Source organism: Sulfobacillus thermotolerans (assembly GCF_039623705.1).
Lineage (GTDB): Bacteria > Bacillota > Sulfobacillia > Sulfobacillales > Sulfobacillaceae > Sulfobacillus > Sulfobacillus thermotolerans.
This window is the reverse complement of the sequence record NZ_CP133983.1, coordinates 3,056,857-3,071,825: the sequence shown is the minus strand read 5'-3', so window position 1 is coordinate 3,071,825 and position 14,969 is coordinate 3,056,857. Positions and strand designations below refer to the sequence as shown.

Here is a 14,969-nt window from a genome sequence, read left to right as displayed (position 1 = left end):
AGGGTATGGGAAAGGAGAGGGCGATGGCACGGGGCTGGCGCATGCTTACGGTAGGACGCCCCAAAGACAAGCGGGTTACCCAGTTGATAGATGACTACCGTCAACGGCTCACCCCGTGGATGCCAGTGCAGTGGGACAGCGTCACAGAAATCGGTTATCGTTCGGGCCAGGAGCTTGAAACCCAAGAACGCGAAGGAAGACTTCTGCTGGACAAAATCTTGCCGAGTGACTGGGTCATCATTTTGGATATCATGGGACAATCTTTGAATTCCGTCGACCTGAGTGCCAAAATGGCGCACTATTATGACCAAAGTCTCCCTGTGGTGTTTGTGGTAGGGGGGAGTTTGGGATTGTCGGCCCGCATTAAGGACCGTGCCAACTGGCGCTGGTCGCTATCTCCGTTAACCTTGCCGCATGCGCTGGCGCAACTTCTCGTCATGGAACAAATTTACCGGGCCTTTAGCATCATACATCACCATCCCTACCATAAATAGCGAGAACGTCCAAAGACACAGAACGAAAGGCGGAATGATGGCGTGGCAAGGCTCTTTGAACCATTTCGTGTAAAAGATCTGACGGTAAAAAATCGCATTATGATGTCGCCGATGTGCCAATACTCTGTGTGGGAGCACGATGGCCGACCTAATGATTGGCACTATGTTCATTACATATCGCGGGCCGTGGGTGGTGCCGGACTGGTGATGATGGAAATGACGGATGTCGAGCCGGATGGCCGCATTACGGTTCGTGATTTGGGGCTGTGGTCCGATGATCAAATTGACGCGTATGCTCGTGTCATTGAGGGGGTTCATGCGTACGGGGCCAAAGCTGGCATTCAAATTGCCCATGCGGGCCGCAAGGCTGAATCGCCGGAACTAAGTCCCGTGGGACCATCGCCCATTGCGTTTTCCGACCGGTACCGCACACCCAAAGAGCTTAGTCGCGACGACATCAAGCGGCTTGTTGCGGCGTTTGCACAAGCGGCGCGTAGGGCTGTCAAGGCAGGAGCGGATACGGTGGAAATCCACGGTGCACATGGATATTTAGTCCATCAATTCATGTCTCCGCTCTCAAATCAACGCGATGATGAATACGGAGATTATGCACGCTTCGGGACCGAGGTTATCCAGGCTGTGAAGAGTGAATTGCCGGCGGGCATGCCACTTATCATGCGGGTATCGGCGACAGAATATCATCCGCAAGGCTACGACATTGACCAACTCGAATCGATGGCCCGCCAATACCGAGATCATGGCGTGGATGTTTTTGATGTGTCCTCCGGCGGTAATGCCCCTGTTGTTCCTGCGTTCTTTCCCGGCTACCAAGTGCCCTACGCAGAGCGTCTACGCAAGGCCTTAGGCGTTCCTGTTATCGCCGTGGGAATGCTGGAGGCGCCAGCGTTGGCCGAATCCGTGTTGCAACAAGAACAGGCCGATATGATCGCGATTGCGCGCGGGATGCTGCGTGATCCCTATTGGGCCAACACCGCCGCGGCAGCCTTGGGGGAAGGGATCCAAGTGCCCAAAGCTTACGACCGTGCGTTTGGGCCGGATTTCGTCAGCAAGACGCGTGGGAATCCCTCATGACGGTTGCCGACATGCAAGCCCGGGTCGATGCGTGGATCAGCCAATTTGAGGAGGGGTATTTCTCTCCTCAAGGCATGATCTTGCGGCTGACCGAAGAACTGGGTGAGTTAGCCCGTGAAGTCAATCATCAATTTGGCGAAAAACCTAAAAAACCTAGTGAACCAGAAGGCTCGTTAGCGATGGAGCTAGGCGACCTGTTGTTTGTGGTGGTTTCATTTGCTAATGCCTTAGGACTGGATTTAAATGACGTCTTTAACGCGGTCATGGCCAAGTATGAAGAGCGGGATAAGGGGCGTTGGACACCGAAAGCGTCACAATAAGACGCTTGGGGTTTGGAGAAGAGCAAGGAGGCGCTTATGGATTTATCAGCGATTCTTCCCATTCCAGATTTGATGGCCGCCAAGAATTTGATCGTGTTTTCACCGCATCCGGACGATAATGAAGTCGGCGCCGGTGGCACGATTGCCAAACTGATCGACCATGGCTGCCAAGTGACGTATGTTATTGCGACCTCTGGTCAAGCGGGTAGTGAAGATGGACAGATGTCGCCCGATGAACTGGCTGCCATCCGCAAAAAGGAACAGCAAGCTGCTTTGGAGATTTTAGGGGGCGGACGCCTCATCTTTTTGGACTATCCGGATACGCAACTGAAAAAATATGAAGAGGCGCTAGGCCGAGACATCATTCGTGTGATTCGGGACATACGACCTGATTTCGTGATGGCCCCCGATCCTTGGCTGCCTTACGAAGCCCATCCGGATCACCGCACATTGGGGCATCAGGTGTCTACGGGGGTCATTATGGCCCCGTTTGCATTAGCCCAACCGGATTTAGGCACGCCCGTCCCTTCTCCCGCCATTGCCTATTATGGCAGTGCATGGCCGAATACGGTGATCGATGTCACCGAGACGTTTGACCGCAAAATCCAAGCGCTTTCGGCGCATCAAAGTCAGTTTAGCCCACCTCCCCAATTTGCCAGCATCTTCTGACAGACGAGAGGGTTCGTCCAATCCGGTCAGAGCTCTGCCGCTGATAAGAGCTTTTGGCCAGTGCGAGGATACACCCAGCGACACAAGGAGGATCAACGACGATGGCACCAAATCACTACGATCTCATAGTGCTGGGCGGTGGAACGGGGGGGTATGTCGCGGCCATTCGTGCAGCACAGCTGGGACTCCACACGGCTTTAGTGGATAAAAGCAAGGTGGGGGGAACATGCTTGCACCAAGGCTGTATTCCCACAAAAGCGTTACTGAATACCGCTGAACTGCTCCACACCATCCAACATTTGCCTGACTATGGGCTTACGGGTCAGAATATGGGACTCGATTATCCGAAGGCCTTGGCGCGCAAGGATAAAGTGGTAGACCAACTGTACCGCGGCGTGCAATTCTTGCTCAAGAAGAACAAGGTGACGGTCTATGAGGGATTTGGCCAGTTGGCCGATGCTAGCCACTTAACCGTTACGGCAGCGGATGGCACAGTCACAACGCTCGAAGCGACCAATATTCTGATTGCGACTGGATCTGTGCCGCGCGAAATTCCGGGTATGGCCTTTGATGGTGCCCGGATTATCAGTTCCGACGACGTTCTCAAACGCCCCACAGTGCCATCCTCTATCGTCATTTTAGGGGGCGGAGCGATTGGGGTCGAGTTTGCCTCAATGTACAATGACTTTGGGGCCCAAGTGACATTGGTGGAAATGTTGCCGCACATTTTACCCCAAGATGACGATGAAATTGCGGGCCAATTGACCAAAATGCTGACACGCCGCGGTGTGAAAATCTACGCCGGATCCAAATTCGATACCGATAGTCTGAAAGTCAATGATGATGGTATTCAGGCCGAGGTGGTGTTGCCCGATGCCAGCCGTGTCGCCGTGGCCGGGGAAGCTTTGCTGGTCGCTGTAGGCCGGAAAGCTGTTATTGATGGGCTGGGCCTCGACAAAGCCGGAGTGGAGACGGCACGCGGGTTTATTACGGTCGATGACCACTACCGCACCAATGTGCCGCATATCTACGCCATTGGCGATGTGATTGGCGGCTATTTGCTGGCTCACGTGGCAGCCGCTGAAGGGATGATCGCGGTAGAAACCATGGCCAATGCGGACCCGGAGCTCTTGGATCCCCACCGTGTCCCTCGCATTACGTATTCTCGGCCAGAAGTAGCGTCCGTAGGCCTGACGCAAAAAGAAGCTGAAGCCCAGGGTTATACGGTCAAAGTGGGGACATTTCCGTTTCGGGCGAATGGCAAATCCCTTATTTTGGGGGATGCTGATGGCATGGTAAAATTAATCGCTGATAAGCAAACGGATGCGTTACTTGGGGCTCATATTGTGGGTCCACATGCGTCCGACCTCATCAACGAATTGGCTTTGGCCAAATTCCTTGAAGCGACGTCATGGGAAGTGGCGGAGAGCATTCATGCGCATCCGACAGTGTCCGAGGTTCTGCATGAAGCCGCGCTTGCTGTGGATGGTCGCGCCATTCATATGTGAGCCAAAAAGCCGGTACGCCGGAAGGGGGAACGGAATATGGCGCAGAGAGAACCAGTCTCTGGGCTACCAGTCGATCGAGAAAAATTAAAGACCATGTATTATTACATGGTATTAAGTAGAAGACTTGACGAGCGCATGTGGATTCTTAACCGTCAAGGGAAAGCGCCGTTTGTCATCTCCTGTCAAGGGCAGGAAGGCGCACAAGCCGGGGTGGTTATGGCCTTGGATTCTCAGGTCGACTGGATTGCGCCTTATTACCGCGACCTGGCTGTCGTATTGGCATTTGGTATGACGCCGCGGGAAGTGATGCTGGGGTTTTTGGGCAAGGCGGATGACCCGAGCTCTGGCGGCCGGCAAATGCCTGCGCATTATGGACATCGTGCACGGCGGATTTTTACGGGATCGTCGCCGGTGGCCACGCAGGTGACACAGGCGGCGGGGCTGGCATGGGCGTTCAAGCTGCGTCATGAGGCCGCGGTGGCGGTGGCCTTTTTAGGAGAAGGTTCCACCAACCAAGGGGAGTTTCACGAGGCCTTAAACTTTGCGGCGGTGCAGCGTGTGCCGCTGATTGTAGTGGTCGAGAACAATGGCTACGCTATTTCGGTGCCGCAGAACCATCAAATGGCGATTCATAATGTTGCAGACCGGGCTGCGGGGTACGGAATTGTGGGCGTTGTCGTACAGGGGTCTGACCCGCTTGCGGTGTATGAGGCGGCGCATGCGGCGCGCGAGAGAGCTGTGGCTGGCGGGGGACCCACGTTGATTGAGGCCAAAACGTATCGCTATACCGCACACTCGAGCGATGATGATGACCGCAGTTATCGTAGTCGGGAGGAATTGTTGCGGGAAAAGGCGGATGATCCGGTTGTGGTCTTCCGAGAATCTCTCATGCGCCTAAACGTATGGGACGAGCGGCAAGAGGAACGGTTGCAACAAGAAGTGCGGGCGGTGGTCGATGATGCGACAGAGTATGCATTAAACGCGGCGATGCCAGACCCCTCGACCTTAATGGACCACGTGTATGAGAAGGATTGATGAAAGGAGTGGGGACATTGGCATCTTTAAATATGACCCCGGAGTTGCTCAAGGAGATGTATTACACCATGGCTCTATCGCGGGCCTTGGATGACCGGATGTGGATTCTGAACCGGCAAGGGCGAGCACCTGTGGTGTATTCTGCTAACGGCCATGAGGCTGTCCAGGTGGGAGCTGCGATGGCTTTGAACCGGGGCGAAGATTGGATTGTGCCTTATTACCGGGATTTAGCGATGGTATTGGCTTATGGCATGACCCCACGTGAGGTGATGTTACACCTTTTAGGACGTGCGGACGACCCGAACTCGGGCGGCCGTCAGATGCCGGCACATTGGGGCCTTAAGCGACGGCACATTTTAACGACTGGGTCTGTGGTGGCAACCCAGGATGTGCACGCAGCAGGTCTGGCGTTGGCATCGAAGGTGCTGAAAGATGGCCGGGTCTCTATGGCCTCTTTTGGAGAAGGGTCCACGAGTCAAGGAGAATTTCATGAGGCACTGAATTTTGCTGCGGTGCATAAGCTCCCTGTCATTTTTCTCAACGAGAATAACGGATATGCTATTTCCGTTCCAGCACGCAAGCAAATGGCCATTATGGACGTTGCCGCGCGGGCCCAAGGCTACGGGATGCCGGGCGTCATTGTGGACGGCAATGACCCGGTTAAGGTCTATGAAGTTACGCGAGAGGCGGCAGACAGAGCACGCCGCGGAGAAGGACCGACCTTAATCGAAGCGAAAACCTACCGATTTGTGCCGCATTCCAGCGACGATGACGACCGGGCTTACCGGAGTCGTGAGGAAGTCGCGGAGTGGAAAAAGCGGGACCCGGTGATTACGTTTGAAAAGCGTCTCCTCGACGAGAAGGTCATGACGGAAGAAGAATTAAAGGCATTCCAGCAGCGGATCAAGGATGAAGTGAACGACGCCACAGAGTATGCAGAAAAAGCGCCGTTGCCTGATCCCGCGACGCTTTGGCAGCATGTCTACGCTGATTAAATCCATCCCATTTCCCTTGAATGCTCAAACGAGCAATCACCACAAAGGAGGGCAGTCCCGGCCACAGGGAAACGGGGAGTATCGCAGCCGGGGATCCGTATGGCGGTAATGAGTTATTTGGAAGCAATACGTGAAACATTGCGGCAAGAAATGCGCCACGATGAGCGCATCATCATTTATGGGGAAGATGTTGGCGTACGGGGCGGGGTGTTCCGGGTTACGGAAGGCTTGCAAAAAGAATTTGGCGAGGACCGGGTGATTGATTCGCCGTTGGCGGAAGCGGCAATTGTTGGAACAGCCATAGGGGCTGCGGTGAATGGCTTGCGTCCTGTGCCAGAGATTCAGTTTGCAGACTTTATTTTTCCGGCCATTAACCAGATTGTACAAGAAGCGGCTCGTATTCGTTACCGGTCCAATGGGGCCTTTGGGGTCCCGCTGGTCATCCGGGCGCCTTTTGGTGGAGGTGTCCATGGGGCGTTGTACCATTCCCAGAGTGTCGAGGCGTTTTTTGCCCACGTTCCCGGATTAAAAGTGGTGATTCCGAGTACGCCTTATGACGCCAAAGGATTGTTGGCAGCAGCTATCCAAGACGAAGATCCAGTACTGTATTTTGAACACAAGGCGGCCTATCGCTCGATTAAAGGGGAAGTGCCTGATGAGCGTTATCTCATCCCCATTGGCAAAGCCGACCTCAAACGAACCGGTAAGGATGTCTCCATCATTACGTATGGGTTGATGGTCAACTATGCGTTGAAAGCGGCCGAAACCTTGGAAAAAGAGGGGATTTCGGTAGAAATTCTTGATTTACGCAGCATTCGGCCCTTGGACGTGGAGATGATCTTAGAGACCGCCAAGCGGACCGGGAAAGTGCTCATTGTGCATGAAGATAACTTGACGGGCGGCATTGGTGGCGAAGTGAGCGCTTTAATCGCCGAACATGCGCTGTTCCACTTAGACGCACCAATTATGCGTCTAGCTGGACCGGACGTCCCCGCGATGCCTTACAGTCCACCCCTGGAACATGCGTTTATGGTTACCAGCGACAAAATTACTGAGGCCGCCCGCAAGCTCGCCAAGTTCTAAATGCAGGTCGGATGGCAAGGAGGAGAATTATGGCAGAAGTTGTGCTTATGCCCCAATTAGGGGAGTCCGTCACAGAAGGCACGATTGGTCAATGGCTCAAGAAGGTCGGCGATACGGTCGAAAAATATGAGTCTCTGCTTGAAGTGACGACAGATAAGGTGAACGCCGAGGTGCCCGCGCCCATAGGGGGCACGGTCAGCAAGATATTGGCGGAAGAAGGGCAAACCGTTGCGGTCGGCACCCCAATTTGTGAGATTACAGCGTCAGGTGAGTCGTCTGCAGATACGGCCCCAGCCGCAGCACCCGCTGCTGCAAAATCCGCTTCGGCCCCGGCTGCAGCCCCGTCCGAAATGGCTCAACAGCCTGCGCCTGAGACAACGGGGAGCAAGGATTTGCGCGGGCGCTATTCCCCTGCGGTTCGCCGCTTGGCAGAAGAAAATCACATTAATCCCGACACCGTTACAGGGACCGGAGCACAAGGGCGCGTCACACGGGATGATATCTTGCGGGCTGCCGCTGCCAAACCTGTAGAAGCGGCTCAAGTCCCCGTTTCTACCGAACCGGTCACACAGCCAGCTCCCGTACCCCCAGGCCCACCGTCCGCGCCTGTCAGTGCTCCTGCAGCGGCCGCTGCGGTGATCGATGCCGATGATGAAGTGGTGCCGCTGTCTTCGGTGCGCAAGGTTATTGCCGACCGTATGATGCGTTCCAAAGCGACCGTGCCACATGCATGGCTCATGATGGAAGTGGACGTCACTTCGCTGGTGGCCTTACGGGAGAGCCTCAAAGAGGAATTTAAGGCCCGCGAAGGGGTGTCACTGACCTACATGCCGTTTATGTTGCGAGCGGTGGTGCAGGCGTTGAAAGCGGTTCCGGAAATGAATGCGCAGTGGAACGGAGATAGTATTGTTCTAAAGAAACACGTGAACATCGGAATGGCGACGGCGACCGACCGCGGCCTCATTGTGCCGGTCATCAAGGATGCGGATCAGAAGAACATCGTAGGGCTGGCCAAGGCCTCTCAAGATCTGGTGAAACGGGCCCGGAGCGGTCGCCTGACGATGGATGATTTGACGGGAGGTACGTTTACCGTCGACAATACCGGGGCTATTGGCACGGTTCTGACATACCCCATTATCAATGCCCCCGAAGTAGGCATTGTGACCATGGAAGCCATTGTTAAGCGCCCCGTCGTGATCCAGGATATGGTGGCCATCCGATCTATGATGAATGTCTGCATTTCCTTCGATCACCGGGTGGTGGACGGAGCCGAGGCCGGGAAATTTATTCAGGTGATCAAGCAAAACCTGGAATCGATTGGGCCTTCCACTTCGCTGTACTAATACTTTAGGGGACCACGAGAAGAGGGAAAGGAGTGCGAAGATGGAGTCATTGCCAATCATACACACCGACCGCAAAGCCCCATCACAACCTTTGCCACCATGGCTGAAGGTGCGCTTGACGCAAGGAAAAAACTATGTAGACCTCAAGAATTTGATGCGGTCTCAGACCCTGCATACCGTGTGTGAAGAGGCCTTATGTCCCAATATTTATGAGTGCTGGGAAAGCCGTACGGCCACGTTCTTAATCTTGGGGGACATTTGTACGCGCAATTGCGGATTCTGCGCGGTAACGACAGGGCGTCCTACGGGACTGGATTGGGAAGAGCCTCTGCGTGTGGCGCAAAGTGTCGAGGACATGGGCCTTAAGCATGTGGTGATTACATCCGTGACGCGAGACGATGTGCCTGATGGGGGATCTGCAATTTTTGCCGAGACCATTCGGGCGATTCGCCGCCGTGTGCCGACTTGTACCATCGAGGTGCTGACACCGGATTTCTTAGGGAATTGGGACGCGCTGATTACCGTGGCCGATGCTCATCCTGAAATCTTCAACCACAATACCGAAACGGTTCCTCGTTTGTATCGCCATGTACGCCCTAAGGCGAAATACGAACGGAGCATGGAGTTTCTGCGCCGTGTCAAGCTTCATGACCCATCCATTGTCACGAAATCGGGCATCATGGTGGGCCTTGGGGAAACACGAGAGGAAATTCATCAGGTGTTCGAAGACTTACGTGCCAATTTGGTGGATGTGTTGACCGTAGGGCAATACTTGCGTCCTGATGCCAAACATCTCCCCGTCGAACGGTATTACCCGCCGGAGGAGTTTGCGGAAATCAAAGAGGAAGCTTTGGCTCTGGGCTTCAGCCATGTGGAATCAGGTCCTTTAGTGCGGAGCTCGTATCACGCAGCGTCGCAAGTCCCTGAGGTGCGCTAAAATGTCACAGGCTGCCTATGTCGTCGATTTAGGAACGATGGCCTATCTTCCGGCGTGGGAGTTGCAAAAGCAAGTGGGACAACGTGTCGGACTAGGGGCTTTGCCCGATATTGTGTTGTTGGTCGAACACCCACCCGTTTATACGTTGGGGCGGGCGGCACGCGGATCGCATGAAAATTTGGTCTGGGATGCGGCACAGCGCGCCAAAGAAGGTATTGAGTTTGTGGAAGTCGACCGGGGCGGAGACGTGACCTATCATGGCCCCGGCCAATTAGTCGGATATCCCATCTTTGACTTGAATCGCCACGGCCGTGATTTGCATCGTTATTTGCGCGATCTTGAGGAAGTCTTGATCCGCACACTGCAGGACTTTGGCATTGAAGCGGGCCGCATGCCGCCTCACACGGGGGTTTGGGTCGGTCATGACAAAGTGGCGGCGATTGGGGTAAAGGCGAGCAAATGGATTACCCAACACGGTTTTGCCTTAAACGTCGATCCGAATTTAGAGCATTTTACCGGGATTATTCCGTGTGGGATTCACGATAAAGGGGTGACCTCGATGCGCCGGTTGTTAGGGACATCGATCACCCTCGAACAAGTCAAGCCGGTAGTCATTCGCCATTTAGCAGAAGTGTTTGACGTGGCACTGACGCCTGTTTCGCTGCAAAGCTTGGATGTCCACGCGAACACTGTGTGAAAATCGTTAAACAGCATGCTACGGCAAGCCTTTTCCTGATGAAGGAAGGGCTTGCCCGCGTTTTAGGGGCAAATGGACACGGGTAATTGCTGCGGGTGGCCCTAGGCGCTTTTTCGCACGGATGGTACAGTGAGGAAGGATGAGATAGTCATCCTAATGGGAAAGTGGGGAATCCACAATGATGCATGAGACCGAACGCTACCCGGATTGGGCTCGCAGCATGAAGCATGCGCAAGAAGATATTGGCTTGTTAATGGCGCATTTGATGGAATGGAAGGCAATTTTCGATCAGGAACTGCCGACTGATACGGCAGCGGGCGCTTTAGACCGGGCCGTAACCGCGTTAGAGCTGGCGACATCCGAAATGATGGTGGTGCTGTCCGCGTTGGACGGAGACGATATGCCGTATCAAGAGACGGAAGGGGATGCATTCTCCTCCATGCGCCGCAACGCTCCCGATTTATACGACGACCCGACGGAAGAGGAGTTAGACGAGGATTAACCTTTGCGCGAGATGGAGACGGTCATTGGGAATCGAACCCAACCAATCCCTTCGGGATTGCCGATCGGTTTGCAGCCGATGGGGAACCCAGTTCCATGACCGTCGTATCTGTTCCAAGAGGCTATGGCTTTAAAAGGTAACGCCGCAAGTCCTCTGTTCGAAATCCCACGACAATTTGTTCCGTACCTTCTTGGGTACGTATCACCGTGGTAGGGGTGGCGTCGGAGCCAAGCGCTATGACTTCGTCTATCCATGCGGGATTTTTTCGGATATCGCGTTCCTCAAATGCGATTTGATGATGAAGAAGCCAAGCCTTCTCTTGTTGACAGGAATGGCATCCTGGTTGTGTATAGACAATCACTTCCATACCCGCGCCTCCCTTCGTGCGGGTATTATTATACCCATTTGCTAGACCATAATCTAGGATTGGCAATGACAAGATAAAAGCTTCATACCCAATGGGGTATGTATTCAACCGCGACAAGAAAAAATGGGCGAAACCTGTGTGTGCGAAATGGTGGCGTTGTTGCCCATTACGCAATCAGCGGTGTCGCAGCATCTGAGAAAGCTGAAACAAGCGGGATTGGTGCAGGAAAGACGGCAAAAATACTGGATATACTATCGCCTTAATGAGGCGATGGCCTCTCCCGTCGCGAATCTGGTGCAGGCTTTACCGGAAGAACCGAGCGATGTGCAGTGGCTAACGACGCATGCCGTGGGATGGCCTTGTACCGTCGCAGAAAATGGGGCTCGCAAGACGAACGATGCCGCGGACGAGGAGGGAGAAGCTGTATCAGGGCAACCTGGGCACAGCGAACGCGATGCAGGATTATACCGTTGATGTGGCTAGAACGTCGGACGGAATAGCGGATGCGTCGGTACGGTCGTTTCATTTAACCTTAGGAGCGCGCCGCGGTGCGTTGTCTTTGGGATTCAATCCCGTGGAAACGTTGCTTTCTGCGCTTGGGTCTTGCTTGATGACGTCACTGGCGATGGTGTCGGAGTTGTCACGGGTGCCCATTACCACGATGCATATGCATCTTCGTGGAACACGTCAAGATAAGCCGCCGGTTTTGGTGGCCGTGGGATATCATCTGACGGTGGTCACGGATTTGGGGCGCGAACGGGTCGATCGGTTGATAGAGTTGGCCCACAAAAACAGCACGGTTTTTCAAACACTGTCGGGAGCCGTGCCGATATCCGGGACGTGGGATTACGGCTCCCTTGGTTCCTAAGCGATTTTAGGTGCAGGGAGAAGGAATTAGTCTGTTGTGCCTAATTGTTGGACCCAACGCCGGGACAAGATAGGGACGAATGACCCTAGGGAATCGAGAATGTCTTGCGTAAGCTTAAGCCGTGGTCAGTCTCGAGAGGCTTAGGAGACCGAAGACGCAACGGAGGGAGTGAGGACGATGTACAACTACAACAGTTACAGTGTGTCAGACGGCATTGATGGCAAGCTGATGGGAAAGACCTTGGCCTATTTGGTGTTGCTGTTAGGGATATTAATGATTGGCAGTGTGATCGGGGTGGGACTCGGTTCGGTCGGGCTGTGGGTGGGCTTTATCCTCGCCATTTTATCGACGATTATGGTCTCGCGCCGGGTCGGCAACAGCGGGCAGGCTTTGATGTGGGGCATTTTGGCGGCCATCGGTATGGGAATGATGATTTCGACCGTCTTGTGGTATGCCATTCTTTATCAAGGACCGCTCCTCTTTACGACCGTCATTGCTTTGCTGCTGGCGGTGTTGGTTGCCGCTGCGGTCGTCGCGTGGATTCCGTGGGATTTTAGCAAAATGGGGCCGCTGCTCTTTGTCGGTTTGATTGTATTGCTGGTGGTCGGCTTGTTGTCGATGGTGATTCCGAGCATGGGTGGCGTGATGATGTCCCAGGCTTACAACATTATCGGTGTCGTGATATTTACCGGGTATTTGATGGTGGACTTTGGCATCATGCGCTACCGGTCACGGGCCTTTCCCGAGGACGGCATGGCCATCATGCTTGCGGTCTCACTGCTCGTCGACATTGTCAACTTGTTCCTCTTCTTGCTGCGATTGGGGCGGCGCTGAGCCGTCCCTCTTTTTTTATCGCATCCCCTGATTCTTCCCCATATTTACTGCACTCACATCATGCAATTGCTGGAGCACGACCGGGGTTGTGTTCGCTTAGCGGCGAGCTAGCTTTGCTATTGGCTACGGGCCGATGAATCCCATTGGCCCGACGGAGAGGAAGGATGAATCATGCAAACATTGACATTCGATGTCGTGACCATAGGAGGAGGACCGGGCGCCACCCCGGGAGCTCAGCTGCTGGCTCAACAAGGGCAGAAGGTGGCCATTGTGGAAAAGGGTGCGGGACTGGGGGGCACGTGTTTATTTGAAGGCTGCATTCCGTCCAAGATCTTCTTGGAATCTGCCGCGCGGATCCGTGCGATTGGAGTGGATGCAGGCTTTGGCGTGCAAGGAGCCCATTTTGACACGATTAATTTAGACCGCATCCGGGCACGCAAGCAGGAGATTTTGGCAAAGCGGGCGGGTGGTGCTCAAGTCGCCTGTGACAAGCTTGGAATAACCGTGATCCAAGGCGTTGCCGACCTTCTTGATCCGCACCATGTGACTGTTCAGACGGCGAATCACGAGTCGATTCTTCTTGAGGCCAAAACGCTAATCATTGCACCCGGATCCGTCTCTCGGCCCTTGGAGGTGCCCGGAGCGGATAATGAGGGCCTGTGGACTAGTCAAGAGGCGTTAGAGCTTGCCGAAATTCCCAAGACCCTTTGCATCATCGGTGGGGGATACATTGGGATGGAACTGGCGACCTTGTATCACGCACTCGGAAGTCAGGTGCACATTTTAGAGGCCGGTCCTCGCATTTTGCTTACCGAAGATCCCGGCATCGCGGAGCATCTCGTGCAGACATGGCAGAAAACGGGGGTATCCATCCCCATTGAAACGGGCATTACGCTCGACGCCATTGAAAGTACCGGGAAAGCTTTGGGCCATCAGCGCGTGCATTACCGCGCTGCGACTGGTGAAGTCCGCATACTCGAGGCGGACCGCGTCTTGATAGCGGTAGGGCGGGCCCCGGCCACGCCTCAGCTCCGTTGGGATCGCGTAGGCATTACCCTAGGGGCCCGAAAGGAAGTTCCGGTAAATGAGTTCTATCAAACCGTCGTTCCCAGCATTTATGCTCCGGGGGACGTCAATGGGGAGGTGATGCTGGCCCATGCCGCAACGCGTCAATCCCTCATTGCCGCGCAGCAGATCTTGGGCCGAACCACGGTTCCCAACGCGCTGGTAGTGCCCCATGTGGTCTTTACGGACCCGGAAATTGCCGCCGTTGGTGCGGACAGCCGTGACTTAGCTGCGCATCCGCAATGGGCCATGACATCTTGGCCGTATCGTCAAGACGCCCGGGCGTTGATTATGGGGGACGCGGAAGGTTTTGCGCAGATGATTTGGGATCAAAAGACGCATGCGTTGTTAGGGTTGCAAGGCGGGATGCTTCATGTGCCGATATTGCTGTGGTTTGGCTATCCCTTAAAGACCGTCGCCCAACCCGTAGGGATTCTTCTCAACGGCATCACCACATTGGTCGCGCTCGTGGTTTATGCCCGCAACCGATTGGTGGACTGGAAAGGGAGCTGGGGGATGGCGGCAGCTGCTTTGCTAGCAGCGCCGTTAGGAAGCATTGTGGCCCGTATGGTGGCGGATCGCTTGTTAATCATTCTGCTGGTCCTCATGATTTTCTTTGCTGCCATCAGAACCTTATTGACCGCTCACAAAGCCGAACCCGAGAAGTTTGCCCCGAGCCGGATGCGCCAAGTGTTAGGCACCATCGTCGTGGCGTTCGCGGCTTTTCTGGGGGCGATGCTGGGACTTGGGGGCGGCACCCTTATCAGTCCCATGCTAATGTGGATGGGATATCCGACGAAGAAAGCCGTGGCGACATCGGCATTCGTCGTCACTGTATCTAGCGCCTCGGGGTTTGCTGGACGCGTGGGTCATATGGCGGCATCGTGGGAGCTGATCTTGGTCCTGTCGTTGGCTGTGATGCTGGCGGCGTGGTTAGGAAGCTGGGTAATGGCCACGCGTGCTAAGCCTAAGTGGGTCAAGTACGGTTATAGTCTCTTGTTAGTGGGGGTGGGAATCAAGCTCTTAATCCCGATTCTCTAGGTTCACTCTGGGCAGAAGATGGAAAAAGGAAGACGGCCGTCAAGATCTCGACCATGGCTGTCTTCTAGCGTTGTGTCGATGGACCTAGAAATCTCATTCCTTGTGGCCATAAAGGAGTT

Annotated in this window: 17 protein-coding genes; 16 read left to right on the top strand and 1 reads right to left on the bottom strand. The window is 54.5% G+C overall.

Annotation, left to right across the window (positions count from 1 at the left end; translation table 11 throughout):
• The first annotated feature begins 23 nt into the window (after positions 1–23).
• From ORD20_RS16180 to ORD20_RS16125, 12 genes are all read left to right on the top strand, one after another.
• Positions 24–494 carry a 23S rRNA (pseudouridine(1915)-N(3))-methyltransferase RlmH gene (locus ORD20_RS16180; RefSeq protein WP_158246121.1) on the top strand — a complete coding sequence of 157 codons (471 nt, stop codon included), beginning with the start codon at positions 24–26 and terminating at the stop codon, positions 492–494.
• 42 nt (positions 495–536) lie between these two features.
• Positions 537–1,586 carry an NADH:flavin oxidoreductase/NADH oxidase gene (locus ORD20_RS16175; RefSeq protein ID WP_103374027.1) on the top strand — a complete coding sequence of 350 codons (1,050 nt, stop codon included), beginning with the start codon at positions 537–539 and terminating at the stop codon, positions 1,584–1,586.
• The gene (locus tag ORD20_RS16170; RefSeq protein ID WP_103374028.1) at positions 1,583–1,906 is read left to right on the top strand and encodes a nucleotide pyrophosphohydrolase; all 324 of its coding nucleotides are present in this window, start codon (positions 1,583–1,585) and stop codon (positions 1,904–1,906) included. The genes ORD20_RS16175 and ORD20_RS16170 overlap by 4 nt, the downstream gene beginning before the upstream one ends.
• 36 nt (positions 1,907–1,942) lie before the next feature.
• The gene (locus ORD20_RS16165; RefSeq protein ID WP_430626372.1) at positions 1,943–2,575 is read left to right on the top strand and encodes a PIG-L deacetylase family protein; all 633 of its coding nucleotides are present in this window, start codon (positions 1,943–1,945) and stop codon (positions 2,573–2,575) included.
• Between the two features lie 101 nt (positions 2,576–2,676).
• Positions 2,677–4,083, top strand: a complete 1,407-nt coding sequence (lpdA, locus tag ORD20_RS16160) for a dihydrolipoyl dehydrogenase (RefSeq protein ID WP_103374030.1) — start codon at positions 2,677–2,679, stop codon at positions 4,081–4,083.
• 36 nt (positions 4,084–4,119) lie between these two features.
• A complete protein-coding gene (locus ORD20_RS16155; protein WP_103374031.1) occupies positions 4,120–5,118 on the top strand; it encodes a thiamine pyrophosphate-dependent dehydrogenase E1 component subunit alpha in 999 nt (332 codons plus the stop codon).
• Positions 5,119–5,126: 8 nt separating this feature from the next.
• Positions 5,127–6,113 (top strand): thiamine pyrophosphate-dependent dehydrogenase E1 component subunit alpha, encoded by a 987-nt coding sequence (locus tag ORD20_RS16150; protein ID WP_304465931.1) that lies wholly within the window; start codon positions 5,127–5,129, stop codon positions 6,111–6,113.
• A 99-nt stretch (positions 6,114–6,212) separates the two neighbouring features.
• A complete protein-coding gene (locus tag ORD20_RS16145) occupies positions 6,213–7,196 on the top strand; it encodes an alpha-ketoacid dehydrogenase subunit beta (protein ID WP_103374033.1) in 984 nt (327 codons plus the stop codon).
• A gap of 29 nt (positions 7,197–7,225) precedes the next feature.
• A complete protein-coding gene (locus tag ORD20_RS16140; RefSeq protein ID WP_242968181.1) occupies positions 7,226–8,539 on the top strand; it encodes a dihydrolipoamide acetyltransferase family protein in 1,314 nt (437 codons plus the stop codon).
• 40 nt (positions 8,540–8,579) lie between these two features.
• Positions 8,580–9,476, top strand: a complete 897-nt coding sequence (lipA, locus tag ORD20_RS16135) for a lipoyl synthase (protein WP_103374034.1) — start codon at positions 8,580–8,582, stop codon at positions 9,474–9,476.
• 1 nt (position 9,477) lies between these two features.
• Positions 9,478–10,173: a lipoyl(octanoyl) transferase LipB gene (gene lipB, locus ORD20_RS16130; RefSeq protein ID WP_103374035.1), complete on the top strand. Its 696-nt coding sequence runs from the start codon at positions 9,478–9,480 to the stop codon at positions 10,171–10,173.
• Positions 10,174–10,351: 178 nt separating this feature from the next.
• A complete protein-coding gene (locus ORD20_RS16125) occupies positions 10,352–10,675 on the top strand; it encodes a hypothetical protein (protein WP_103374036.1) in 324 nt (107 codons plus the stop codon).
• Positions 10,676–10,796: 121 nt separating this feature from the next.
• Here ORD20_RS16125 and ORD20_RS16120 read toward each other — a convergent pair whose 3' ends face one another.
• The gene (locus tag ORD20_RS16120; protein WP_103374037.1) at positions 10,797–11,042 is read right to left on the bottom strand and encodes a glutaredoxin family protein; all 246 of its coding nucleotides are present in this window, start codon (positions 11,040–11,042) and stop codon (positions 10,797–10,799) included.
• A 138-nt stretch (positions 11,043–11,180) separates the two neighbouring features.
• Here ORD20_RS16120 and ORD20_RS16115 point away from each other — a divergent pair, with 138 nt between their 5' ends.
• The 4 genes from ORD20_RS16115 to ORD20_RS16100 all read left to right on the top strand — a co-directional run bounded on the left by ORD20_RS16115 (position 11,181) and on the right by ORD20_RS16100 (position 14,850).
• Positions 11,181–11,516: an ArsR/SmtB family transcription factor gene (locus tag ORD20_RS16115; protein WP_430626371.1), complete on the top strand. Its 336-nt coding sequence runs from the start codon at positions 11,181–11,183 to the stop codon at positions 11,514–11,516.
• Position 11,517: 1 nt separating this feature from the next.
• Entirely contained in the window at positions 11,518–11,910 is a 393-nt protein-coding gene (locus tag ORD20_RS16110; protein ID WP_242968184.1) for an OsmC family protein, read from the top strand.
• A gap of 177 nt (positions 11,911–12,087) precedes the next feature.
• On the top strand, positions 12,088–12,744 hold the full coding sequence (locus ORD20_RS16105) for a Bax inhibitor-1 family protein (protein ID WP_103374040.1): 657 nt from the start codon (positions 12,088–12,090) through the stop codon (positions 12,742–12,744).
• A 171-nt stretch (positions 12,745–12,915) separates the two neighbouring features.
• Positions 12,916–14,850 carry a TSUP family transporter gene (locus ORD20_RS16100; RefSeq protein ID WP_430626370.1) on the top strand — a complete coding sequence of 645 codons (1,935 nt, stop codon included), beginning with the start codon at positions 12,916–12,918 and terminating at the stop codon, positions 14,848–14,850.
• Positions 14,851–14,969 lie beyond the last annotated feature (119 nt).

Coding starts and splice junctions, on each gene's coding strand:
- ORD20_RS16120 (WP_103374037.1), bottom strand. CDS start 11,042: ATGGAAGTGATTGTCTATACACAACCAGGATGCCATTCCTGTCAACAA.
- ORD20_RS16140 (WP_242968181.1), top strand. CDS start 7,226: ATGGCAGAAGTTGTGCTTATGCCCCAATTAGGGGAGTCCGTCACAGAA.
- ORD20_RS16100 (WP_430626370.1), top strand. CDS start 12,916: ATGCAAACATTGACATTCGATGTCGTGACCATAGGAGGAGGACCGGGC.
- ORD20_RS16170 (WP_103374028.1), top strand. CDS start 1,583: ATGACGGTTGCCGACATGCAAGCCCGGGTCGATGCGTGGATCAGCCAA.
- ORD20_RS16180 (WP_158246121.1), top strand. CDS start 24: ATGGCACGGGGCTGGCGCATGCTTACGGTAGGACGCCCCAAAGACAAG.
- ORD20_RS16155 (WP_103374031.1), top strand. CDS start 4,120: ATGGCGCAGAGAGAACCAGTCTCTGGGCTACCAGTCGATCGAGAAAAA.
- lpdA (WP_103374030.1), top strand. CDS start 2,677: ATGGCACCAAATCACTACGATCTCATAGTGCTGGGCGGTGGAACGGGG.
- ORD20_RS16105 (WP_103374040.1), top strand. CDS start 12,088: ATGTACAACTACAACAGTTACAGTGTGTCAGACGGCATTGATGGCAAG.
- ORD20_RS16145 (WP_103374033.1), top strand. CDS start 6,213: ATGGCGGTAATGAGTTATTTGGAAGCAATACGTGAAACATTGCGGCAA.
- ORD20_RS16165 (WP_430626372.1), top strand. CDS start 1,943: ATGGATTTATCAGCGATTCTTCCCATTCCAGATTTGATGGCCGCCAAG.
- lipB (WP_103374035.1), top strand. CDS start 9,478: ATGTCACAGGCTGCCTATGTCGTCGATTTAGGAACGATGGCCTATCTT.
- lipA (WP_103374034.1), top strand. CDS start 8,580: ATGGAGTCATTGCCAATCATACACACCGACCGCAAAGCCCCATCACAA.
- ORD20_RS16125 (WP_103374036.1), top strand. CDS start 10,352: ATGATGCATGAGACCGAACGCTACCCGGATTGGGCTCGCAGCATGAAG.